This window comes from Streptomyces sp. NPDC002793 (assembly GCF_040295485.1).
GTDB lineage: Bacteria > Actinomycetota > Actinomycetes > Streptomycetales > Streptomycetaceae > Streptomyces.
Genome location: NZ_JBEOVL010000002.1, coordinates 93,900 through 116,331, shown reverse-complemented (window position 1 = coordinate 116,331; position 22,432 = coordinate 93,900). Strand labels below are relative to the sequence as shown.

General features: G+C 70.8%; 23 protein-coding genes and 1 pseudogene. 16 read left to right on the top strand and 8 right to left on the bottom strand.

Annotated features, from left to right (window positions below; translation table 11 throughout):
- Positions 1–114 precede the first annotated feature (114 nt).
- Complete coding sequence (locus ABT001_RS02250; RefSeq protein ID WP_351271539.1) at positions 115–348, top strand: DUF5133 domain-containing protein; 234 nt, start codon at positions 115–117, stop codon at positions 346–348.
- A gap of 745 nt (positions 349–1,093) precedes the next feature.
- On the opposite strand, the gene ABT001_RS02245 is transcribed toward ABT001_RS02250, so the two are convergent.
- Both ABT001_RS02245 and ABT001_RS02240 read right to left on the bottom strand, forming a co-directional pair.
- On the bottom strand, positions 1,094–2,425 hold the full coding sequence (locus ABT001_RS02245) for an MFS transporter (protein WP_502967400.1): 1,332 nt from the start codon (positions 2,423–2,425) through the stop codon (positions 1,094–1,096).
- A 623-nt stretch (positions 2,426–3,048) separates the two neighbouring features.
- The gene (locus tag ABT001_RS02240; protein WP_351271021.1) at positions 3,049–3,270 is read right to left on the bottom strand and encodes a DUF6480 family protein; all 222 of its coding nucleotides are present in this window, start codon (positions 3,268–3,270) and stop codon (positions 3,049–3,051) included.
- Between the two features lie 144 nt (positions 3,271–3,414).
- Here ABT001_RS02240 and ABT001_RS02235 point away from each other — a divergent pair, with 144 nt between their 5' ends.
- The 13 genes from ABT001_RS02235 to ABT001_RS02175 all read left to right on the top strand — a co-directional run bounded on the left by ABT001_RS02235 (position 3,415) and on the right by ABT001_RS02175 (position 16,536).
- Positions 3,415–3,831 (top strand): CBS domain-containing protein, encoded by a 417-nt coding sequence (locus ABT001_RS02235; protein ID WP_351271018.1) that lies wholly within the window; start codon positions 3,415–3,417, stop codon positions 3,829–3,831.
- 369 nt (positions 3,832–4,200) lie between these two features.
- Positions 4,201–5,196: an NAD-dependent epimerase/dehydratase family protein gene (locus ABT001_RS02230; protein ID WP_351271015.1), complete on the top strand. Its 996-nt coding sequence runs from the start codon at positions 4,201–4,203 to the stop codon at positions 5,194–5,196.
- A 12-nt stretch (positions 5,197–5,208) separates the two neighbouring features.
- The gene (locus tag ABT001_RS02225; RefSeq protein ID WP_351271014.1) at positions 5,209–6,843 is read left to right on the top strand and encodes a carbamoyltransferase family protein; all 1,635 of its coding nucleotides are present in this window, start codon (positions 5,209–5,211) and stop codon (positions 6,841–6,843) included.
- The gene (locus tag ABT001_RS02220) at positions 6,840–7,829 is read left to right on the top strand and encodes a glycosyltransferase family 2 protein (RefSeq protein ID WP_351271011.1); all 990 of its coding nucleotides are present in this window, start codon (positions 6,840–6,842) and stop codon (positions 7,827–7,829) included. The genes ABT001_RS02225 and ABT001_RS02220 overlap by 4 nt, the downstream gene beginning before the upstream one ends.
- Positions 7,826–8,377, top strand: a complete 552-nt coding sequence (locus ABT001_RS02215) for a D-glycero-alpha-D-manno-heptose-1,7-bisphosphate 7-phosphatase (RefSeq protein WP_351271009.1) — start codon at positions 7,826–7,828, stop codon at positions 8,375–8,377. Before ABT001_RS02220 ends, ABT001_RS02215 begins: the two co-directional genes overlap by 4 nt.
- Complete coding sequence (locus ABT001_RS02210; RefSeq protein WP_351271007.1) at positions 8,377–9,384, top strand: glycosyltransferase family 9 protein; 1,008 nt, start codon at positions 8,377–8,379, stop codon at positions 9,382–9,384. Before ABT001_RS02215 ends, ABT001_RS02210 begins: the two co-directional genes overlap by 1 nt.
- Positions 9,381–10,343: a glycosyltransferase gene (locus ABT001_RS02205; RefSeq protein ID WP_351271004.1), complete on the top strand. Its 963-nt coding sequence runs from the start codon at positions 9,381–9,383 to the stop codon at positions 10,341–10,343. The genes ABT001_RS02210 and ABT001_RS02205 overlap by 4 nt, the downstream gene beginning before the upstream one ends.
- Positions 10,344–10,363: 20 nt before the next feature.
- Entirely contained in the window at positions 10,364–11,581 is a 1,218-nt protein-coding gene (locus ABT001_RS02200) for a glycosyltransferase (RefSeq protein WP_502967412.1), read from the top strand.
- Positions 11,578–12,201, top strand: a complete 624-nt coding sequence (locus tag ABT001_RS02195; protein WP_351270999.1) for a D-sedoheptulose-7-phosphate isomerase — start codon at positions 11,578–11,580, stop codon at positions 12,199–12,201. The genes ABT001_RS02200 and ABT001_RS02195 overlap by 4 nt, the downstream gene beginning before the upstream one ends.
- Entirely contained in the window at positions 12,198–13,703 is a 1,506-nt protein-coding gene (rfaE2, locus tag ABT001_RS02190) for a D-glycero-beta-D-manno-heptose 1-phosphate adenylyltransferase (protein WP_351270996.1), read from the top strand. Before ABT001_RS02195 ends, rfaE2 begins: the two co-directional genes overlap by 4 nt.
- Positions 13,687–14,712, top strand: coding sequence for a glycosyltransferase family 9 protein (locus ABT001_RS02185; RefSeq protein ID WP_351270993.1), 1,026 nt, complete (start codon positions 13,687–13,689; stop codon positions 14,710–14,712). Before rfaE2 ends, ABT001_RS02185 begins: the two co-directional genes overlap by 17 nt.
- A gap of 46 nt (positions 14,713–14,758) precedes the next feature.
- Positions 14,759–15,643 (top strand): glycosyltransferase family 2 protein, encoded by an 885-nt coding sequence (locus ABT001_RS02180; protein ID WP_351270990.1) that lies wholly within the window; start codon positions 14,759–14,761, stop codon positions 15,641–15,643.
- Positions 15,640–16,536 carry a glycosyltransferase family 2 protein gene (locus ABT001_RS02175; RefSeq protein ID WP_351270987.1) on the top strand — a complete coding sequence of 299 codons (897 nt, stop codon included), beginning with the start codon at positions 15,640–15,642 and terminating at the stop codon, positions 16,534–16,536. The genes ABT001_RS02180 and ABT001_RS02175 overlap by 4 nt, the downstream gene beginning before the upstream one ends.
- A 48-nt stretch (positions 16,537–16,584) precedes the next feature.
- On the opposite strand, the gene ABT001_RS02170 is transcribed toward ABT001_RS02175, so the two are convergent.
- Positions 16,585–17,346, bottom strand: a complete 762-nt coding sequence (locus tag ABT001_RS02170; protein ID WP_351270984.1) for an ANTAR domain-containing protein — start codon at positions 17,344–17,346, stop codon at positions 16,585–16,587.
- A 95-nt stretch (positions 17,347–17,441) separates the two neighbouring features.
- On the opposite strand from ABT001_RS02170, the gene ABT001_RS02165 reads away from it, so the two are divergent.
- Complete coding sequence (locus ABT001_RS02165; protein ID WP_351270981.1) at positions 17,442–17,699, top strand: sigma factor-like helix-turn-helix DNA-binding protein; 258 nt, start codon at positions 17,442–17,444, stop codon at positions 17,697–17,699.
- Positions 17,700–17,809: 110 nt separating this feature from the next.
- Here ABT001_RS02165 and ABT001_RS02160 read toward each other — a convergent pair whose 3' ends face one another.
- The 5 genes and pseudogenes from ABT001_RS02160 to ABT001_RS02140 form a co-directional block, all read right to left on the bottom strand.
- The gene (locus tag ABT001_RS02160; RefSeq protein WP_351270978.1) at positions 17,810–18,619 is read right to left on the bottom strand and encodes a polysaccharide pyruvyl transferase family protein; all 810 of its coding nucleotides are present in this window, start codon (positions 18,617–18,619) and stop codon (positions 17,810–17,812) included.
- Between the two features lie 155 nt (positions 18,620–18,774).
- Positions 18,775–19,443, bottom strand: a complete 669-nt coding sequence (locus ABT001_RS02155) for a sigma-70 family RNA polymerase sigma factor (RefSeq protein ID WP_502967411.1) — start codon at positions 19,441–19,443, stop codon at positions 18,775–18,777.
- A complete protein-coding gene (locus ABT001_RS02150; RefSeq protein WP_502967399.1) occupies positions 19,398–19,736 on the bottom strand; it encodes a DUF3140 domain-containing protein in 339 nt (112 codons plus the stop codon). The genes ABT001_RS02155 and ABT001_RS02150 overlap by 46 nt, the downstream gene beginning before the upstream one ends.
- The gene (locus tag ABT001_RS02145; protein WP_351270976.1) at positions 19,736–19,963 is read right to left on the bottom strand and encodes a hypervirulence associated TUDOR domain-containing protein; all 228 of its coding nucleotides are present in this window, start codon (positions 19,961–19,963) and stop codon (positions 19,736–19,738) included. Before ABT001_RS02145 ends, ABT001_RS02150 begins: the two co-directional genes overlap by 1 nt.
- 194 nt (positions 19,964–20,157) lie before the next feature.
- A pseudogene (locus ABT001_RS02140) lies at positions 20,158–21,378 on the bottom strand (cytochrome P450).
- Positions 21,379–21,982: 604 nt separating this feature from the next.
- Between ABT001_RS02140 and ABT001_RS02135 the strand changes: the two are divergent.
- On the top strand, positions 21,983–22,405 hold the full coding sequence (locus tag ABT001_RS02135; RefSeq protein ID WP_351270974.1) for a hypothetical protein: 423 nt from the start codon (positions 21,983–21,985) through the stop codon (positions 22,403–22,405).
- Positions 22,406–22,432: the final 27 nt, after the last annotated feature.

The following is a 22,432-nucleotide window of genomic DNA, read 5'->3' as shown; positions in this document are numbered from 1 at the left end:
GGTGCCGAGCCCGGCCGGGCTCCGCATACCGGGAGGCGCGGAGCAGCAGTGAGGGCCCGGAGTAGGCGGTCTCGCGAAAGACTCGTGAACGATGATGCCCCGAGGCAGTCTCCGGTGCTGATGGCCCACCCCGCGGTGCTGCGGAACCTGATCGAGCAGTACGGCACCCTGCGCATCCTGCAGGCGCAGAACGGCGACACAGAGGTGCAGCAGCGGATGGACGACATCGCCTGCGCCCACTGTGTGGCCACCGGTACCCGGGACGAGGGCGTCGACGCCCTCGCGGCCCTCATCCAGTTGTTCTGCACCCTCAACATGCTGCAACGGCGTCTGGACCCGGGCTCTTAGTGCGTCCAGGGCGCTTGTGGTGGTCGCCCGGCCTCCATCAGTGATGATGCCTTGGATGAGTCACGGACGTCGTGCGGTGCGCGGAAGGCACTGCTGCCGCCACGGGCACGACAGTGGAGACGTCGCGCGCGTCACCACGGAGTACCACCATTTTCGCGACAACGACGTACTGTCCGACCGGTTCGCCTCCCACCTCCGAACAGGCGGGCCCACCCTGGGGCAACCGACGCGAGGCGTGTTCTTGGGTTCGTCCGACAATCGGTGACGTCAGCGCGGCTGTGAAGCAGGACTCACCGAACGAGTTTGGGAGCGACAGCGGGAGAAGGCCGCCGCACACATCTGACCGGCGTCGCCCATCGGAACGTCCGCAGCGCTCGGCCGACTCTACGCGTGCAAGGCCGAACGCGTGTTCCGCTGGACTGGAGAGCCGACGCCCTCATGGGCGAGAGACGGTGAAGCGCCTGGAGCGTTGGCTCGGCCGGGTGCGACCCCGCCGACGGTGATCCGTCGGCTCAAGGATGGTCAGGCTGCTGATCCGGGGGAGTGGCCCCGCCTTCGCCGCCGCCCTTCTGCCCCTTGTCCGTTCCGTGCGGCCGCTTACCGCCGGACACACGATCTGGTTGTCGTGCCTTCGTCTCGGCACTGTCCTGCGGCGTGGAACCGCCCTTGTCGCTTCTGCGCTGTTCAGGCTGCTGCGGATTCGACATGTTGACTCCCGGGGTAACCGGTGGCCTCGACCCTGCCTCTACGAGGTCACCACTATTGTCCTCCCATCCGCAGAGGGCTGCCCGGCAAGCAGGTCAGGACCCCTGCCCACTTCCCGCAGCAGTGACACCGGAGCGGTCGAGGCGGCGAGGGGCCCCCGGCCCCCGCGTCTGCCGCGAGCGCGGTGGCCGAGCGCGCCGACCGCGATCCCGCCGGATATGAGCAGCCCGCCCGCGACCAGGGCTCCGCGGGCTCCCGCGTACTCCAGCATGAGACCCAACAGAGGCGGCCCCGCCAGGCCCCATCCGGTGCTCGCGCTCCGCCAGACCCCGAGCACCCGGCCTCGCATCTCCGGGAGCGGATCGGTCTGCAGTACCGTGGCGCCCGCGGTGTCCGACACGGACTCCACCACGGCCATGGGTATCACCAGAAGCGCCAGCACGATCAGCTCAGGGGCGAATCCGGCCGCGACCTGAAGGAGTGCACCGGCGACAGCCAGCGCGCCGACCAGCCGCACCGAGGGGTTCCGCATCCGCCCGGCGATCACCGCGCCGATGATGCCGCCGACCGCGAGCACGGTCGAAATGGTGCCGAAGTCACTCTCGCTCGCGTGAAGCGGCCCGGTCACCAGGACGGCGAGCGTCAACTGGTAGTTGCGCCCGAAGATCGAGCTCAGGCCTGTGATCATGGCGAGTGCCATGAGCCGGGGACGCCCCAGAAAATAGGTGATTCCGTCCCTGCTTCCAGCCCCCGGGACTCTGGCGAGCTCTTTCCGGCCTACCCTCTTTGGGCTTTCAACCTTTCTGGCCACCTCGCGGGCGGCGTCCGGGGCCGGGCGCAAGAAGGGGATAACGGCCGCGACGAAAAGGAAGGACACGCCGTTGGCCGCGTAAGCGGCTGTGGAGCCGAACGCGCCGACAGCAACGGCAGCGAGCGCGGTACCGATGAGTCGGCCGGCGCTGTGCACCACCGATCCCAGAGCGATCGCCGAGGGCAGGTCCTTGGCCGGTACCAGGTCATTGCCGAGAAGCGCGGTCGCGGGGCCGTCGATGGTGCTCACCATGCCCGTCACTGCAGCCAACGCCAACAGAAGCGGCATGTTCAGCATGTCGAGGGCCAGGAGAGCGGCTGTGGAGAAGGCCACCGCACCCAGTACGGTCTGGCTCACTGCCGCAGTGACCTTCCGAGGCCAGCGGTCGACCGCCGCTCCTCCCGCCACCCCGAGCAGCAGCCCCGGACCGGCCTGTACGGCAAGGGACAGCCCGGTCGCCGCCGCGGAGCCGGTGATCTGGAGGACCAGGAGGTTCTGCACGGTGAGCTGCATCCAGGTGCCGGCATTGGACACCAGATTGGCCAGGGACCACAACCGCATGCTCGGGGTCCGCAGACACCGCCAGGTACCGCGACTCCTGCTGCCGGCCCGGCGGCGCTTGGATGTGGAAGAGGTGCGATCGCTGCGGAACGGGGGTACTCCGTCGGCTGAGTCGGCCGCCTCGGAGGGGAGGTTTGCAGAAGGCATGGAGAAGGACAAGGCAGAGGCTCTTCAGGAGGGGACAAAGGACGGGAGACTCTGCCCGGGCCGCACGTACAGCCGGCCGGTGTCCCTCGGGCGCCGGTGGACGAACACGTGTGAAGCCCGTCAGGCAGGGCCGGCGCCCTTTCATCTTCACAAATGCTTGGCCGTGGTCGGAAGCTGACGCGAAGGCCCACCAGTCGGCCACTCCTCAAGTCGGCATGGCCGTAGGGACGTTGTGCACCCGGTGTCATTTCTCACACCAGTTGGCACGGTTCGGGTCCGGGGGTTCGCCGGTGACTCACGTCACGAGATCGCGCGCACCGCCCGGCCTTGCTGTCAGGCGGGCCCCCGGCCGCTTCGCGCGGCCCTCATCGCCACCGGCTGTCTTCCTCCAGTTCGCCCGGTCCGCCGGTGCTCACCCCTCTTCCGGTGGCGGGTCGGTGCCGGACATGACAGTGCCACGCCGATCCCCCGTGCGTTCAGATGAGCAGCGCGTATACGAGGAAGAAGGCAGCGACCAGAGCAACGACCGCCGGGATGGCGATCAAAGGCCCCTTGGCCCGTCCTCTGGGCGGATCATGCCGTGGTCCTGTTTCCGACATGCTGCCTTCGGCAGGCGGGGTCGACCCGGTAGGGACGCCTCCCCGGGGGTCAAGGCCGGGAGCAGTGCGGGGATCGGGGTCCTGATTTTCGTGGGTCATCCCTGGTGAGTAACCCGATCGGCGGGAATATCACGTGCCGCACATCGTCGAACCTGGGGCGGACAGGCGTTTTCGACGTTAGGTACTCCTCGCATGGGGAACTCGGCGCCCAAACAGCCCTTCGTCCGCTGGAGGTACAAGGCCATGACAACCGCACGCGAGATCATGACAAGCGGCACCGACTGCATCGGGGAGAAGGAGTCCGTTCTGGACGCAGCCAAGGAGATGACGCACCTCGAAGTGGGCGCCCTGCCGATCTGCGGCACGGACGAGAAGCTCAAGGGCATGCTCACCGACCGGGACATCGTGACCAAGGTCCTTGGCGCGGGCAAGGACCCGGCCGCCTGTACGGCCGGCGAGCTGGCTCAGGGCGAGGCGGTGACCATCGGCGCCGATGACGAGGCGGAGGAGATCCTCCGCACGATGACCGCGCACAAGGTCCGCCGTCTGCCGGTGATCGACGGCCACACGCTCGTCGGGATGGTCGCCACCGCCGATGTCGCCCGCTCGCTGAACGATCCCCAGGTGGGAGACCTGCTCAGCGCCCTTTCCTCCGACTGAACCACTACGTTCCACGGGGGTCCGCCCCAGCGCCGCCGGGCACAGCCGTAAGGGCTGCCCGGCGGCTTTCCGCTGGGCGCGGCCATCTCGGGCGGCACCGCTGCGACCCGGCGAGCGCCCAACGTGATCGGATGCTAACAATGGGTGTGCTGAGGGCAAGCAGAATTCAATGTGTGAAACGAGACGGCTTGGGAACCCAGCCGATCGTGCCCGTCGTGACAGCGACGGTCACGAGGCTCGTCGGGTCCGCGCCCGAAGCTCTTCAGGCGCACACGGCCCAGGGCCACCGATGGTCCAGCACTGCTGGAGCATGTGCCGCCCCAGAGTCGCACGGGACCTACTCCTTCACTCCGGACGAAAGGCCGTCCTATGGCATTGCTGACGTCACCCGCCCCCTGGCGCCGGGCCCTCGTCACCGGAGGTGCCGGATTTCTCGGCTCCCACTTGTGCGAACGGCTCCTGGATTCAGGAGTCGCAGTCGACTGCGCGGACAACCTCCTCTCCGGCTCCGAGGACAACGTCGCCCACCTCATCGGTCGCACCGGCTTCCGGTTCATGCGGTGCGACGTCTCTGTCGCTTCGACGAGTGAGGAACTCGCCGGCCCGTACGACCTCGTCCTGCACTTCGCGTGTCCGGCTTCGCCTGCGGATTACCTGAGGCATCCGCTGGAAACCATGGACGTCGGCAGCCTTGGCACCCGGAACGTACTGGCCGTGGCTCTTCGCGACGGCGCGCGCTTCCTGCTCGCCTCCACTTCGGAGGTCTACGGCGACCCGCTCGTGCATCCCCAACGCGAGGACTACTGGGGCAACGTCAACCCGGTGGGTCCGCGCAGTGTCTACGACGAGTCGAAGCGATTTGCCGAGGCACTCGTCACCGCCCACGTCGGCACGAAGAAGATGAACGCAGGCATCGTGCGGATGTTCAACACCTACGGGCCCCGGATGCGCGCGCACGACGGCCGCGCCGTACCGACGTTCGTCTGCCAGGCGCTCGCCGGGGAACCGGTGACGGTGGCCGGCGACGGCAGTCAGACCCGTTCGCTGTGCTACGTGGACGACACGGTCGAGGGAGTTCTGCTCGTCGCCGCGAGTCAGGCGGTCCGCCCCGTGAACATCGGCGGCGGCGACGAGGTGACGGTCCTGGACATCGCCCGTCGTGTCATCGCGCTGACCGGTTCCTCCTCTGCGCTCACCTTCATCGAGCGCCCCCAGGACGACCCTGAGCGGCGCAGGCCCGACACCGCGCTGGCCCGCGAAATGCTCGGCTGGGAGCCGAAGGTGAGCTGGGAGGAGGGCATCAAGCGGACCATCGCTCACTTCTCCGCCCTGCCCGAAACGATGTCCCCGGCCACACGGCTCTGACGGAGGTCTTCCATGCGCGTCCTCGGTGTCAACGCACTCTTCCACGATCCTGCCGCAGCCCTGGTCGTCGACGGACGGATCGTCGCCGCCGCGGAGGAGGAACGGTTCAGTCGTCGCAAGCACGGGAAGCGGCCACTCCCGTTCTCCGCCTGGGAGCTGCCCGAGCTCAGCGCGCGATGGTGCCTGGACCAAGCGGGTCTGCGTCCAGCCGACCTCGACGCCGTGGCCTACTCCTACGACCCGGCCCTCGCCCGTCCAGCCGAGGAAATGGGACTGGACGACCCTTGGGACCATCTGCGCCAGGAGTATGCGCGTCGGGCCCCGGAGTTCCTCGCCGAGGCCCTACCGGGACTCGACCCGAGCAAAGTGCGCTTCGTGGCCCACCACGTGGCGCACGCGGCGTCCGCCGGACAGGCGTCGCCGCACCCGGACTGTGCTGTGCTGGTGCTCGACGGCCGCGGCGAGTGCGGGTCCCACCTCTCAGGCCGTTATGTCGACCGGCAACTGACCATTTTTTCCTCTCAGGAACTGCCGGATTCGGTGGGCCTCTTCTACGAAGACCTCACCCAGCACCTGGGGTTCCTGCGCAGCAGCGACGAGTTCAAGGTGATGGCACTCGCCTCCTACGGGAAGCCGCGCTTCGCCGACCGGCTGCGGGAGTACGTACAGGCGAACGGCACGGGTGGGTTCACGGCCCGGCCCGTGCCGTGGGCTTCGCTGGTGCCCGGACGGGAGCCCGGAACCCCGTGGACCCAGGATCACGCCGATGCGGCGGCGAGCGCCCAGGCATGCCTGGAGGACGTCGTACTGGACCTCGCCCGGTGGCTGCACGCGCACACGGGAGACGACGTGCTGGCCTTGGCCGGGGGAGTGGCGCTCAACTGCGTCGCCAATACGCGTCTGCACCGGGAAGGGCCCTTTCGGGAAGTCTGGGTTCAACCAGCCGCGGGCGATGCGGGAACCGCACTGGGCGCGGCCCTCCACGTAGCTGGTGAGAAGGAGCCCGTCGAGGCGATGCCCACTCCCGCCCTCGGCCGCGGCTGGAGTGACGACGAACTGCGCGACTGGCTGGAGCGGTCCGCCGTGCCGTACGAGGAGCCCTCCGACATTGCGGAGACCGTGGCGGAAGAGCTGAGCCGGGACGGCATCGTCGCCTGGTTCCAGGGGCGTTCCGAGTTCGGACCACGCGCCCTGGGACACCGCTCGTTGCTGGCCCACCCGGGCCACGCCGCGAACCTGGAGCGCCTGAACGCGGTCAAGGGACGTGAGGAGTTCCGGCCGGTCGCGCCCATGGTGCTGGCGGAGCGGGCGGCCGAGCTCTTCGACGGCCCGCTCCCGAGCCCTTACATGCTGTTCGTCCACGATGTGGCCGAACAGTGGCGTGACCGGATTCCGGCAGTCGTCCACGTCGACGGCACGGCGCGGGTCCAGACCGTTGACGCCGCCGCCGAGCCGCTGGTGGGGCGGATGCTGGACGCCTTCGAACGGCGTACGGGGCTGCCCGTGGTCGTCAACACCAGCCTGAACACGGCCGGGCGGCCCATGGTGGACGATCCACGGGACGCACTCGAGTGTTTCGGATCCGCCCCCATCGACCTGCTGGCCCTCGGGCCCTTCGCCATCCGGCGGGGAAAGGCGTTCGCATGAGGGCCCCGATGGAGTACGCCGTGGTCGTTCCCACCATCGGTCGGCCCTGCCTCGCCGACTGCCTCCAGGCTCTGGCCGCCGCCGTCGGACCACGCCCGGCGGAGGTGGTCGTGGTCGACGACCGCCCTGCGGCCGACGGTGAGCTGCCGCTGGGGACTGTCGACGACCTCCCCATCCGTGTCCTGGCCACCGGCGGCCGAGGCCCAGCCGCCGCCCGCAACGCAGGCGCGCGGACGGTCGGAGCGCCCTGGGTGGTCTTCCTCGACGACGACGTCCAAGTGCTGCCCGACTGGGCCGAGCGGCTGGCAGAGGACCTCTCCCAGGCTGAGGAAGGGACCGCCGGCGTCCAGGGGCGGCTGACCGTGCCCCTGCCCGATGACCGCAGGCCCACGGACTGGGAGCGCGGTACCGCCGGTCTGGAAGCGGCGGCCTGGGCCACCGCGGACATGGCTTACCGCGCGACCGTGCTCAAGGAGGTCGGTGGCTTCGACGAGCGATTTCCGCGGGCCTTCCGGGAAGACGCCGATCTGGCGCTGCGCGTGATGGACGCCGGCTGGTCACTGCGCCGTGGCCGGCGCGTCACCCGTCACCCTGTCCGCCCCTCCGGCCCCTGGGCATCGGTGAGGGCCCAACAAGGCAACGCCGACGACGTGCTGATGAACCGTCTGCACGGCCGGGACTGGTGGACGCGCGCTGAGGCACCCCGGGGCAGGCTGCCCGGGCACCTGGCCACCACGGGGCTGGCCTGCGCCGCTGTGGTCGGGATGGCGGCGGGTCGGCGCCGGGGGGCCGCGCTCGCCGCAGCGTTGTGGACGGCTGCCACGGCTGAGTTCGCCTGGGCGCGCATCGCCCCGGGTCCGAGGACCCGTCCTGAAACAGTCACCATGGCGGTCACCAGCGTGCTCATCCCGCCCTTCGCCGTCCGGCACTGGCTCGCCGGGCAGATCGAGCACCGCGGAGTCCGGCCTCTGGGGAGCGACCGGTGAACGGCAAACCTGCCGCGTCCCGTCAGGTGTCCGCGGTGCTCTTCGACCGGGACGGGACGTTGGTGGAGGACGTGCCTTACAACGCTGACCCCGGGCTGGTCACGCTCATGCCCGGTGCCCGCGAGGCCGCCGACCTGCTGCGAGCCGAGTGCGTCGCGACCGGGGTGGTCAGCAACCAGTCGGGCGTCGGCAGGGGGCTGTTACGCGAGCACGACGTGCTGCGGGTGAATCGACGGGCCGACGAACTGCTCGGCACCCTCGGGACGTGGGTGTTCTGTCCGCACACCCCGCAGGCCGGCTGCGCCTGCCGCAAGCCGCGGCCGGGCCTCGTGCTGGAGGCCGCCCGACGTCTGGGCGTGCGGCCGGAGGCCTGCGTGGTGATCGGCGACATCCAGGCCGATGTACGCGCTGCACGGGCAGCCGGTGCGTGGGGGGTTCTCGTCCCCAACGCGGCGACCCTGCGATCCGAGGTGGAGACGGAGCGTTGGACGGCACCGGACCTCCTGACGGCGGTACGCATGGTTCTGGACGCAAGGGAGGCCTCCTGATGCGAGCACTTGTCACCCGGCTGGACAGTTTCGGGGACGTCCTGCTGGCCGGCCCCGCCGTGCGCGCTGTCGCCGCGCACGCTTCCTCGGTGACCCTGCTGTGCGGGCCACTCGGTGAGCCGGCGGCCCGGTTGCTGCCAGGGGTCGACGAAGTGATCGTCTGGGAAGCGCCGTGGGAGGGGGTGAGGCCGCCTGCCGTGGAAGACGCCGGCATCGGCGTTCTCGTCAGCAGGCTGCGGGATGCCGTGTTCGACACCGCGTTGATCCTCACCTCCTTCCACCAGAGTCCACTGCCTGCCGCTCTGCTGCTCCGTATGGCCGGCGTCCGCAGGATCGGCGCCGACAGCGTGGATCACCCCGGGACACTGCTCGACGTCCGGCACCAGCGGCTCCCGGACCGCCACGAGGCCGAGGCCGCGCTCGACACCGCCGGGGCGATGGGGTTCGTGCCACCGCAGGGGGACGACCGCCGGCTCCGGGTCCTGCCGTCCCCCGACACGATTCCGCTGACCGGCAACGGGCCCTACGTCGTCCTCCATCCAGGCGCGAGCGCGCCGGCCCGCGCCTGGAGTCCCGAGCGTTGCGCCGACGCCGTCCAGCGCCTCGCGGACGCCGGGCACCGCGTGGTGGTCACCGGCGGGCCCGACGAAAGGGAACTGACGCGCCGGGTCGGCGGTGACGTCGCTCTGGACCTCGGCGGACGTACCGAACCGAGGGTGCTGGCCGGCGTCCTTCGCAACGCCGACGTCCTGGTCAGCGGCAACACCGGTCCGGCCCACCTGGCCGCAGCGGTCGGCACGCCCGTCGTCTCCCTGTTCTCCCCGGTCGTACCGGCCGACCGGTGGGGGCCCTACGGGGTCCCGTCGGTCGTGCTCGGCGATCAGGCTGCCCCCTGTGCAGGCAGCCGCGCCCGGCACTGCCCCGTGCCCGGACATCCATGCCTGGACGGCGTCGCCCCCCGGGACGTGGTCCTCGCTGTCCACAAGCTCATCGAGGAGACCACGTGAACATCCTCATCTGGCACGTACACGGTTCCTGGGCGACGTCGTTCCTCCAGGGGCCGCACACCTTCCTCATCCCCGTCACACCGGATCGTGGGCCGGACGGCCTGGGGCGGGCGGCGACCTGGGACTGGCCCTCGAACGTCATCGAGGCAACGCCTGACCGGTTGCGGGACGAGGACATCGACCTCATGGTCCTTCAGCGGCCCCACGAACTGGAGCTCGCCGCCGCATGGACCGGGCGGCGGCCGGGCGGCGACGTGCCGGCCGTCTACGTCGAGCACAACAGTCCCGACGGCACGGCGGCCGGCACCCGGCATCCGCTGGCCGAGAGGGACGACATCCCCTTGGTCCACGTCACCCATTTCAACCGGCTGATGTGGGACAACGGGCGGGCTCCGACCACAGTGATCGAGCACGGCATCATCGACCCGGGGCCTCTGTGGACCGGCACGGAGCGACGAGCCGCAGTGGTGGTCAACGACCCCGTACGCCGCGGTCGTACCACCGGCACCGACCTCCTTCCGCGCTTCGCCCGCGTGGCGCCTCTGGACGTCTTCGGCATGCGCACCGAGGCGCTACCGTCCCACCTCGGCCTGACGCCGGAACGCTGCCGCGCCCGCGACCTGCCCCAGGACGCGTTGCATCCAGCCATGGCCCGCTGCCGGCTCTACCTGCACCCGGTGCGGTGGACGTCGCTCGGCCTCTCGCTGCTGGAGGCGATGTTCCTCGGCATGCCGGTCGTCGCACTGGACACCACAGAGGTCCGCGAGGCGGTACCCGAGGACGCGGGAGTCGTCTCCAACCGCCTCGATGTCCTGGACGAGGCGGTCCGTGCCCTCCTCGCCGACGGCGACCTCGCGGCTCACACCGGCGCACGGGCCAGGTCGGCCGCACAGGCCCGCTACGGGATCCAGCGCTTTCAGGACGACTGGGAACACCTGCTGAAAGAGGTCACACGATGAGGTACGCCCGCCCCGCCTCCCTGCGTGTCGCTCTGGTCTCCGAGCACGCCAGCCCGCTGGCCGAACTCGGCGGCCCCGACGCGGGCGGACAGAACGTGTACGTGGCCCAGCTCGCCGACCACCTGGCCCGACGCGGACACGACGTCACCGTCTACACCCGCCAGGACAGCCCCCACCTGCTTCCGGAGGTCATCACACCGGGCAGAGTGAAGGTCGTGCATGTGCCGGCCGGGCCCGCGTCGCGCGTACCGAAGGACGAACTCATCGCGCACATGCCCGAGTTCGGTTCCTTCCTCGCCCAGCGGTGGCGGTCGGAGCGCCCGGACGTGGTACACGCACACTTCTGGATGTCGGGAACAGCGGCCATGGCCGGTGTACGCGGCCTCGGCGTGCCCGTGATCCAGACCTACCATGCGCTCGGCACGGTGAAGAAGCGCCATCAGGGGGCGGAAGACACCAGTCCGCCCCAGCGGCTGGCGACCGAGGCAGCCATCGGCAGTTCCTGTCAGCGGGTGCTGGCCACCTGCGCCGACGAGGTCGCTGAACTCGCCGCCATGGGCGTCGCCCGCGACCGGGTCTCCGTCGTCCCCTGCGGTGTCGACCCCCGTCATTTCGCCCCGGTCGGAGCCGAGGCCGGAGCGTCCTCGGGGCTGCGACGACTGGTGGCCGTCGGACGTCTCGTCCGGCGCAAGGGCTTCGACCGGGCGATCCGGGCGCTCGCCGAGATCCCGGACGCCGAACTCGTCGTCGCAGGGGGGCCACCTGCTGACCTGCTGTTCGCCGAGCCGGAGGCGGAGCGGCTGCGGAAGGTGGCCGAGGACCACGGCGTCGCCGATCGGTTCACCCTGCTCGGCTCGGTTCCCCACGGCCGGATGCCCGCTCTGATGTCCGGTGCCGACCTGGTTCTGTCGCTGCCCGACTACGAGCCGTTCGGCATCGTGCCGATCGAGGCGATGGCATGCGCCACCCCGGTGGTGGCCACGGCAGTCGGCGGCCACCTCGACACCGTCGTGGACGGCGTCACCGGAGCGCTGGTCTCGCCCGCCGCGGACGGTGACCGCGATCTCGCCGCTGTGATCCGCTCGTTGCTCGACGACCCGGTGCGCATGGCTCGCTACGGTACGGCCGGCCGCCAACGGGTTCTCGCGCACTACACCTGGGACCGCGTCGCCGACGGAGTCGCACGCGTGTACAGCACGGTGGCCGCCACCCCCTCACTCTCAGGAGTCATCCGATGAACCGCACGTACCCCGGTACACACTGCGACGACCTCGCGGCTGCCCTCACCGCCTTCCGCGGCTCGTGCTCCCTCGTCCACCTGTGGGGGGCCGAGCTCGCAGGCCGCCTCGGGGCCGGCGCCAGGCTGCTGGTCGCGGGCAACGGCGGCAGCGCGGCCCAGGCCCAGCATCTGACAGCCGAACTGGTCGGCCGCTACCGGGACGACCGGCCACCGTTCTCCGCGCTGGCGCTGCACGCCGACACCTCGTCCACCACCGCGATCGCCAACGACTACGGGGTCCAGGAGGTCTTCGCCCGCCAGGTGTGCGCGCACGGCCGGTCCGGGGACGTCCTCATGCTCCTGTCGACCAGCGGCACCAGCGCCAATCTGCTGTCGGCCGCGGTCGAAGCGCGCCGTATCGGGATGACCGTGTGGGCGCTGACCGGTCCGGCGCCCAACCCGCTCGAAGCGGCTTGCGACGCCTCGCTGTGTGTCGACGCACCTGTGTCGGCCACCGTGCAGGAGCTCCACCTCGTCGCCGTCCACATGATCTGTGAAGCGTTCGACCAGGCATGTGAGGAGAGCGCGGCCGGCTCCGACCGTGAGCAGGGATTCCCGGCGGTGGAGGGGGCACTGTGAGCCCGCTCGCCCCTCTGCTCGTCGTCGGAGACGCTCTGCTCGACCACGACCTGTCCGGCAGGGCCGACAGGCTGGCCCCCGACGCACCGGTGCCGGTCGTCCATGGAGTCCGACGGGTCACGAGGCCCGGCGGCGCGGCGCTCGCCGCCTACTTCGCAGCCCAGGACGGCCGCGACGTCACCCTGGTCACCGCCTTGGGCGACGGCGATGCGGGCCGCACGGTGCGGCTGCTCCTGAAGGATCGGGTCCGTATCGTCGACCTGCCGCTCGCCGGAGAGCTGTCCTGCAAGACCAGGGTGATGGCCCAAGGTGTTCCGGTCCTGCGGCTGGACGACGGCGAGGGGTGGGCGTCCGGGACGACGGACGAAGCGTGTGCGGCCGTCGACGCGGCGAGCGCCATCCTGGTCGCCGACTACGGCCGGGGCGCCGCCGACGTGCTCCGCGATGCCCTCGGCCGTGCTGCGGCCCGGGTGCCGGTCGTGTGGGACCCGCATCCCCGCGGCGGCTCCCCTGTGCGCGGGGTGCGGCTGGTCACCCCGTCGGCGGCCGAAGCCCAGGGCTTCGCCTTGTCCGCCCCGGCCGAGCAGGAGAGCCGCTCGGCTCCCGGCCGTCCTTCCCCGACCATGTCCGGCGCGGGCGCCCGTGTCCGCCGGTCGGCCGACGACGCCCGGGCGCTGATCAGCTCCTGGGGTGTCACCTCCGTCGCCGTCACCCTCGGTGCCGGAGGCGCACTGCTGACGCACGGCGGGGACCCGCTGCTGGTGTCCGCCCCGCGGGCCGTGGAAGGGGACGCGTGCGGAGCGGGTGACCGGTTCGCCGCGACCGCCGCGGGCCTGCTCGCCGACGGTGCGCTGCCGGAGACCGCGGTGCAGGAGGCCGTACGCGCCGCCACGCGGTACGTCGAGGACGGCGGCGCCGCCGGCCTTCGCCTCGACGAGCCCTCAGCGGTTCCCGGCCGCGGCGCCCGGGCCCCCGGAACCGATGCGGGGCCGGATCCGTTGGCGCTGGCTGCCCGGGTACGCGCCCAGGGAGGCACGGTCGTCGCCGCCGGAGGCTGTTTCGATCTCCTGCACGCCGGCCACGTCGCACTGCTCCAAGCCGCCCGACGCATCGGCGACTGCCTCGTCGTCTGCGTCAACTCCGACGCCTCGGTTCGGCGGCGCAAGGGGGGCTCACGGCCTCTTGTGCCGGCGGAGGACCGGGTCCGGGTCCTCCTGGCTCTCGGAAGCGTGGACGCGGTCGCGGTCTTCGACGAGGACACCCCCGAGCGGCTGCTGGAGGAACTGCGCCCCCACATCTGGGCCAAGGGCGGTGACTACGCGCTGGCCCAGCTCCCCGAGGCGCATCTCGTACGCAGCTGGGGTGGGGAGGTGGTGCTCCTGCCGTACCTGGACGGCAGGAGCACCACTCGGCTCGCCGAACGTGCGGCTCTCGAACCGGTGGTCGGCCCGTCGGCCACGGCCGGCCGACGAGGAGGCGGTGACCATGCCCGCCCCAGGTGACGCTCCGCGGCCCCGCGTCCTCGTCCTGCGTGCCCTCGGCCTCGGCGATCTCCTCGCCGCCGTGCCCGCGCTACGAGGCGTACGCCGTGCTTTCCCGGGTCACGAGATCGTGCTTGCCGCCCCTCCTTCGCTGCGGGACGCCGCGCTGGCCACGGAAGCCGTCGACGCGATCCTGCCGGCCTCGGCCCCACGGCGTGGGGTTCCGGAGCTCACCGGCTGGCAGGGGAACCCGCCCGACATCGCGATCGATCTGCACGGAAACGGTCCCGAGAGTCATGGGGCGCTCGCCGCACTGCGCCCTCACCGGATCCTGTCCTACTCCTGTCCGTTGCCGGGTGCGGTCGCGCCCCCCGTATGGCGGCGCGAGGACCACGAGCGCGAACGGTGGTGCCGGCTCCTCAAGGCGTACGGCATCGAAGCGGACCCCAACGACCTGATGCTGCCGTACCCGTCGGGCCCCTCGCCGGCGCCGGGAGCCGTCGTGGTGCACCCCGGTGCGGAGGCCGCCGCCCGGCGCTGGCCTGTTGGGCGCTACGCCACCGTGATCCGAGCGGTACGCGCGGCGGGCCGCCCGGTGGTGGTGACGGGCGGCCCCGGGGAGGAGGCCCTGACCACAGCCGTCGCCGGCGCCGCCGGTCTCGAGGCCCGTGACGTTCTGTCGGGCGGGCTGCCCTTCGCGGAGCTGTCCGCCCTGGTCGCCGGGGCCGCCTGCCTGGTGAGCGGAGACACCGGCCTCGCGCATCTCGCCGTTGCCCACGGCACTCCGTCGGTGACCTTGTTCGGCCCGGTGGCTCCGAGCCTGTGGGGGCCGCCTCCGGACGACCCGCGCCATACCGCGCTCTGGTACCCCGGTCCGCCCGGGGACCCGCACGGCACTGTCGCCGACCCGTCCCTGCTCCGTATCGGTGCGGGAGAGGTGAGCGCGTCCCTGCTCGGCCACCTCCGCCCGGGGAGCGCGACCGGCCGTCGAAACGGCTACCGGCCGGTGGGGGCGAACGACTGTGGCTGAAGAGGGGGACATCAAGCCGACGGCTGATCCGCGGACCACCGTCGCCATGATCACGAAAGACCGTCCGGAGAGCGCCCTGCATACCCTCGACCGGCTGGCGGCGTTGCCCGAACAGCCTCCCGTGGTGGTGGTCGACAACGGTCTGGACCGTGCGGTGACCGAGGCGCTGCGTGCCCATCCGTCCGGCCCGCAGGTGCTGGCGCCCGGCCGGAACACCGGAGCCCTGGGCCGCAACCTGGCGGTGCGCCATGCGGACACGCCCTACGTGGCCTTCAGCGACGACGATTCCTGGTGGCAGGCAGGTGCACTGCGGCGAGCCGCCGACCTGCTCGACGCTCATCCGCGCCTCGGACTCCTTGCGGCGCGCAGCCTGGTCGGCCCCGAGGAACGGGACGACCCACTGAACGAACTGCTTGCCCGCTCACCGCTGCCGCCGGATCCGGCACTGCCGGGCCGACCCGTCCTCGGTTTTCTCGGGTGTGCGTGCGTCGTCCGGCGGCGCGCCCATCTCGAGGCGGGCGGCTACCACGCGCTGCTCTTCTTCGGAGCGGAGGAGACGCTGCTCGCCTACGATCTGGCGGCGGCAGGCTGGGGTGTGAGCTACGACCCGTCCGTGGCCGCGTACCACCACCCCGATCCGGGCGCGCGGCCCGGCCGCGCCGCGCTGCTCCGGCGTAACGCCCTTCTCACCGCCTGGCTTCGCCGGCCGGTGCACGTGGCTCTGCGGCACACCGTCGCGCTGGGCGCTGCAGCGGCGCGGGGCGATGCCGGAGCCGCAGCAGCGCTGGGCGGGGCGGCGGTGCGGTTGCCCGCCGCACTCCGGCTGCGCCGCCGCCTGCCACTCGGGGTGGAACGACGCGTGCGCCTGCTGGAGCGGAACGCGCCGTCCGCGTCGGCGTGCGCGGAGGCGCAGGAAGGCGGGAAGGCATGAACGACCCCCGCATCACGGTGGTGGTGATCACCCACAACCGCAGGCCTGAGCTGCTGCGCACTCTCCATGCCCTGCGGACACTGCCCGAAGAGCCCCGGGTCATCGTCACGGACAACGCCTCCGACGACGGCACCGCCGAGGCGGTGGCGCGGCTCTTCCCCGAGGTGACCTTGCTGACTCCAGGCCGCAATCTCGGAGCCGTGGGGCGGAACCTGGCGGTGGAGGATGTGCGCAGTCCTTACGTGGCGTTCTGTGACGACGACACCTGGTGGGAGCCACTGTCCTTGCGACGCGCTGCGGACCTCCTCGACACCCGTCCGCACCTGGGCGCCGTCACCGCGCGCATCGTCGTTGAGCCGTCGGGTGAGGAAGACCCGGTCGTGGCGGAGCTTCGTGACTCTCCCCTCTCGGGACCGGACTGGCTTCCGGGCCCTGCGCTGGGTTCGTTCCTCGCCGCCGCGACAGTGATGCGGACCGACGCCTTCCGGTCGGTCGGCGGGTTCCACCCCGGCCTCTGGTTGGGTGGCGAGGAGGAACTGCTGGCCACCGACCTGCTGGTCCGTGGATGGTGGCTCAGCTATGTGCCGGACCTTCTGATCCATCACGCGGCGTCCGGCGTCCGGGACAGCACCGAGCGGCGCACACTGGGGCTCCGGAACACTCTCTGGTTCACGTGGCTACGCCGTCCCTGGATCTCCGCGGTGCGCCGGACCGTCCACCTGATGTGCACGGTCCCACGGGACCGTGCCTCACTGAGGGCGTTCGCACGGGCGGCGGCCGGCCTCCCATGGGTGCTGCGGCAACGCCGGCCCGTGCCGCCACCCCTCGAATCGCGACTGCGCACCCTGGAACGGGCACGCCGGGCGTCGACCGCCCGTCGGTACGTGGGCTGACGATGGAGCCTTCGAGGCCGGACGCCGACGGCGTTCAGCCGTCGCCCGCTATTGGGCTGCGGGTGCTTCCGTGCAGGTCACCTCGTCCAGGGGGAGTGTCCGGCTGAGGAGGCGATGGGCGACCGTACCGGGCCGCAGGCCCTGCTCCCGCGCGTAACCCGCGAGCACAGCCGTGGCCTGTGCGTGGGTCAAGCGGGCGTGCGCGGCCAGCATCCCCTTGGCCGTTTCCAGTGTCGCCCTCGCAGAGATGACCGACTGCGTGCGTGTCACGATGTCGTGTGCCAGCAAGGGCTGTGCACGCCACTGCATCAGTGCGACTGCCGTCACCTCCGCGCACGCCGCGGCCAGGTGGAGTCCGTCGGCGTCGAACGGTCCCGCGTCCGCCCGGAGGAGGACGAGCACACTGATGGTCTGGTGGCCGACCTGAACCGGGTGGGCATGCATGGCGTGGTGACCGGTCTGCAGTGCCGAGCGCACCACCTCCGGCTGGCCGCCCGCGTACGAGGTGAGATCGTCGACCTGCACGGGGAGGCCTGTCAGCCAGCACTCCACACAGGGGCATGCCACGGCTTGGCGGCGCATCGTCTCGAGCAGGTCGTCGCGGTCGTCGGACACCGCCACGGGACGCAGCTCACCACGCGCCGCCACCATCAGCAGGCCCGCGGCGTCGGAGTCGGTGAACGTGACGCAGTCGACTGCTTCGTGCCGGCGCCGAGGGCCGTAGGGAACGCCGTGGTCGGCGGTGTCGAACGGGCGGTACAGGCACGCGCGTTGAAGGCTCTGGCTCGTAGGGCATCCTTCGGTGCACAACTGGACCACCGGCCGCGTGACTGGTGAGTTGCTCCGGCGGCGACCGGGTGGGCGAGGCCATGCACGGCTTCACCGCACTGTCCCCCGAAGCCCGGATGACGGACGACGAGGGAGTGCCCCTCGGTGAACGGCTGGCCGGCGAAGACCACCGATTCGACCTGGTACTCGACCGCGAGGCGGCGAGGTCGGAAATCCTTCGGCTGGCGGATCGCGAGAAGAGGGTGCTCTACCTGCGGTTCTTCGCGGGGATGACCCAGAGTGCCATCGCGGCGGAGCTGGGTGTTTCCCAGATGCACGTGTCCCGCCTCATCGCCGAGTCCTGCCGCCTGGTGAGGGAGAAAGCGGCAAGGTGAGCAGCCCGGAGTTGTCTCGCCGCCCGGCCGAGCAGGCGGGTCCCCGGTGGCGTACCCGTCCGTCTCGTCCGCTGCCCTCACCCGCCTTTCGTCCGGGCTTCCGGGCCGATTCACGAGTCGGCCGCGTGCTCGGCCGCCGCAGCCCTTTCGAGCAGAACTGAGCGGCGGCGGGCGGCGGCTGTGCCCTCGGGGGAACGACACCAGTCCCACCAGCGGTCCAGGAGCTCCACGGACAGGGTTTCGCCGGCAAGCGCTGCCGGCCAGTGCAGGAGGCGCGCCTGCGCCATCACCTTGGCGCCGCCCTTGACCGGATCGACCGCCAGGACGGGGACGCCGGCGCGCAGGGACAGAACCAGGCCGTGCAGGCGGTCGGTGACCATGAGATCGAGCCGTCCCAGCAGCGAGAGGTACTGGTCCGGGGTCTCGCAGCGGCGCCAGTCGCCGTGGCCCAGCCGGGTGTCGGCGTCGATCCTCGCGCAGTCCTTGCCCGCGAGCCAGGGCAGCACGGTCGTGGCCACCTCGCCGTGGAGGCGGCGCTCCCGGTACTCGCCCTGCCCGTGGGTCAGTGCGACTCCCACCAGGGGGACGGGAAGGGTCGCAGGAGCGGCCGTCGCCAGATCCGGAAGATCCTCGCTGTCCGGACCGTCGCGCTGCGAGACGCGATGGAAGCCGCTGACCGCCGGATCGTCCCGCGCGATCACGCTGACCCCCACGGCCACGCGTCGGCAGGAGGCATAACGGTGATGCAACGCGGCGATCTGCTTCCCGTGGAGAGGGCCGCAGACGAACAGCAGGTGGCTGTAGTCGCAGGGAAGGGCGGTGGCGAGCGTCAGAGCGCCGGGGGCGAAGCGCGGACTCCAGGCCGTGTCATGGGAGATCCGCAGCCGCTCCAGAGCGGCCGACACGGCCCTCTGTGCCAAGACGTCTCCGGCCGTCGCCTCGCCTTCCAGGAAACTGAACCACCCCGTGATCAGCACCCGGCTTCGGTCGCACGGGCCCAGCAACTCCGCCAGCAGCGAGGAGAGAGGTGGCCGCGGGTCCGGTGCAGCCAGGCCAGAGGGTCGGTCCGAGCGGGTCACGCCGACTCCGCGAGGGCTGCTGCGCGCACCTGCGCGCAGGACTGGCGGAGCAGTCGCGACACGTGCATCTGCGAGATGCCGAGTACCTCCGCGATCCTCGCCTGACTCATGTCCCGGAAGAACCGCAGGTACAGCACCGTCCGCTCGCGTTCCGGCAGGGCCTTCAGGCTGGGCTTGACGGCCTCGCGGTCGACCGCCACGTCGAGGGCCCGGTCACACACGCCCAGCCTGTCGGCCAGGCTGATTCCCCCGTCCCCCGAGGGATCGGCGTCCAGGGACAGGGCGCTGTAGCCGTGCAGTGCCTCCATGCCCAGCCGGACGTCGTCCTCGTCGAGGCCTGTGTCCGCTGCGATGTCGGCGCAGCTGGGCGGGCACCCTCCTTTGCCCTGCGCGAGTGAGCGCCGAGAGGCCCGTACCCGGTTGCGCAGGTCCTGGACGCGGCGAGGGACGTGGACATCCCATGTGTGGTCGCGGAAGTGCCGCTTGAGTTCGCCCGTTATGGTCGGAACGGCGTAGGTCTCGAATGCCTTGCCGCGAGTGGGGTCGTACCGGTCCACTGCCTTGCCCAAACCCATCGCGGCCACCTGTCGAAGATCATCCACGTCGGAAGTGGAACTCACTACTTCTCGGGGTCGTGGCCCCAGTTCATCAGCGAGTACCGCCAGGGGGTGTCGCTGACGTCGCCTTCGGGGCGCTGTGCGACGTGCCGCCGTACATAGCCGGTGACCTTGCGCATGTGGGCGAGGTCGCTGTCGCTGAGATCGTCCTTCCGGGTGCGCAGCAGCTCCACGATCCGGCGGCCGGATGCATGGCCGGTGGACTCCCCGGCGCCGTTCTTCTGGCCCACCTCGCGGGACTGGTCGGTGCCCAGCCATTTCTCCAGCTCGCCGGCGGTCATGTTGACCGCCTCGCTGAAGCTGTCGAGTGTCGTCCGTCGGTCCTCCTCGCTCCCGCTCATCAGCTGCCCTTCTTCTTGCGCAGCGACTCCGGCTTGTGAACGGCGTTCTTGCCCGTCTTGTCGCTCTGCACCTCGTACTGCGGCTCGTCCTCGGAGGCGTCCACGGTCCGGCCGGCGGCCTCGGTGCGCTCGTCGATCTTCCGGGTGACGGACCCTTCGACATCCTGACCGTGACTTTGCCAGGTGACGTCGTCGCCCTTGGTGAGCTTCTTGTCCTTCTTCGCCATGGTGCTGCTTTTCCTTCCGCTCGCGGGCTGGGGCCCCACGTGCCGCTGACGGGCGCACTCCGCGTGCCCGACCCTGCCAGGATCAGGGCTGCGCGGGCGGTGCGCACGGCAGCGGGGGCCGTTGCTCCGACGTGCAGACGAACCGCCGAACGGTGCGGCCGGTGCGGGCGGTCTTCACCGGCCCATGCGGCGCCTCACCGGACGTCGCTCATGAGGAAGCCGCTGCGAGGCGCGGTGGGGACACGTCGTAGCGGAATCCTGAGGTCCTGGTCGGGTACGTCGTAGCGGAGGGCGGCCAGCCGGGGGACGAGCGTCTCGAGAACTGTCAAGGTGACGTCCTCGCCCGGGCAGCGGTGGTTGGTGGCCGCATCACCGCCACCCTGAGGTACGAGCTCGTCGCGACCGGGCTCATGGAGCAGGAAGCGGTGGGGGTCGAAGGCGTAGGCCTCGGGGAAGAGCTGCGGGTCGTGGTTCTGTCCGTACAGGTCGAGCAGGACCATGTTCCCCGCCGGGATGTCCTCCCCCGCCCAGCGCAGATCGGCGGCAGCGAGACCACCGATGAACGGCGCGAAGGGATAGAAGCGCCGGATCTCCTGGGCGAAGGCATGCGCGTAATCGCCGTCGTCCTCGGCAAGCAAGGTGCGGTGTTCGGGCCAGCGCTGCAAGGCATGCGCCGCGAAGGTGAGGAACCAGCTGACCGCGACCGTCGGACGAATGACGTTGAGGACCTCGACCGCCGCCGTGTGGAGATCGAGCGGCCGGCCGTCCGCGTCACGGTGAGCGGCGACCGTCGCCAGCACGGATGCCGCCGGAGCCTCTTCAGCGCCGCTCCTGACCCTGCCGATACGCCGCGCGAGCCGTTCCTCCTGACGTGTGCGGGCCCGGCGCGCCCGCAGGTGCCGGGGCCCCGCGGACAGGAAGCCGTCGACCATGGCCACGAGATCGTGCGCCGTCTCCTCGACTTCACCGTTCGCGAGGGGAATACCGGCCCAGGCACAGACCGCGCGAGTCAGAAGCACGCTCGATTCGTCGAAGAACGTCACGCGGTCACGACCCACCCACTGCTGGTGGGCCACGTCCCACGCGGCTTCGAGGTGGCCGGCCAGGCCGTCGAGGGATCCGTGGTCCTTCAGCAGGGACATGAACAGGGCCTTGCGCACCTGGTGCGCCTGCCCGTCGAGCGTGTGCACCGCCCCCCCCGCCCGAAGAGGGTGTCGAGGAGTGGTCCTGGCAAGGCTCCGTGGCGCTCGATGTGGCTCTCGTCGTAGAAGAAACCGCACTGCTTCGGGGCCGTGAAGCGCTACGGCTCTCCTGCCCATGAGCCGACAGCGCACAGGCTTGTCATGACTACGTCGGCGACGGTCGGGCGACCACGCGTACCCCTCCGTAAGCAGGGCCAGGGTGCTGTCGAGCATGGAGGAACTCCGTTCGGTGAACCGGGTGTGCGGGGGGTCGCAGGGGTGGACGGGCAGGCACTCCGCAAGCAGACGCCCGCCGGGTGGCACGGTCAGGCGCCACCTTGCTCGTCGTGCTCCTGCGCTTCCGAGTTCGGGGTCATGGCGTCCCCGCTCTCGCCGTCCTCGCCGCGCCCCGCACCGTCGTCGTCCACGCGAGTCCCGGCTCCTCGACCTCGTGAAGGACCTCGCCGAAAGCTGTCCTGGGGGTGCGCCTCATCACGTGGACGTTCAGCGTCCGCCTCGATGTGTTTCGGACTGACGGTCGCGCTTCGAGCTGGAATCCCGCTGCATGACGTTCTCCTTCCGGACCTGTCGGCCCGTTCGGTCGCTGTTTCGGGACGAGTCAGCGCGTACCCGGAGTTCCCCGCCTATCACTTCCGAAATGCCGGCTGCGCTGGTCCCATCTGATGGGTGACCCGCGAGGTGCGCGACCAGGCGCCCCGAAAGGATGGTCGTTCGAACTGGGGTGCGATGCCTTGGTTGCCGGGCGTGTCTCGTAACCATCCTGGTACACGGCAGCCCACGATGAGAGCAGGTGTGCACCTGCCGAAAGGAAGCCAGCGTGAGCAGACAACGTCGGCGCATCACCCGTGGCCTCGTTCCCGTATGCGCGATCCTGGCGGGCCTGGCCGGCTGCGGTGGGGCAGGGGACCGTGGTTCTGCGGCGTCCGCTGCGGCTGCGGGCTTCGAGCGTTCGCTGGCCCGTGGCGACCAGGAGGCGATGTGCTCGGCGCTGGCACCCGAGACGCTCGGTGAGGTGGAAGTAGCAGAGAAGAAGACATGCGCTGAAGCCATCGACAGCCAAGGGGTCCCCGCTGGGGGTCCGGTCCGTGACGTGGATGTGTACGGGCGTCAGGCGCGGGCCGTGCTGGCAGCGGACACGTTGTTCCTGTCGGAGTTTCCGGACGGCTGGAAGGTCGTGGCCGCCGGGTGCCGTCCCGACCGCCCAGGTCGGCCGTACCGGTGTGCGGTGAAGGGAGGCTGACGCATGCGCATCATGTTCACCCTCTGC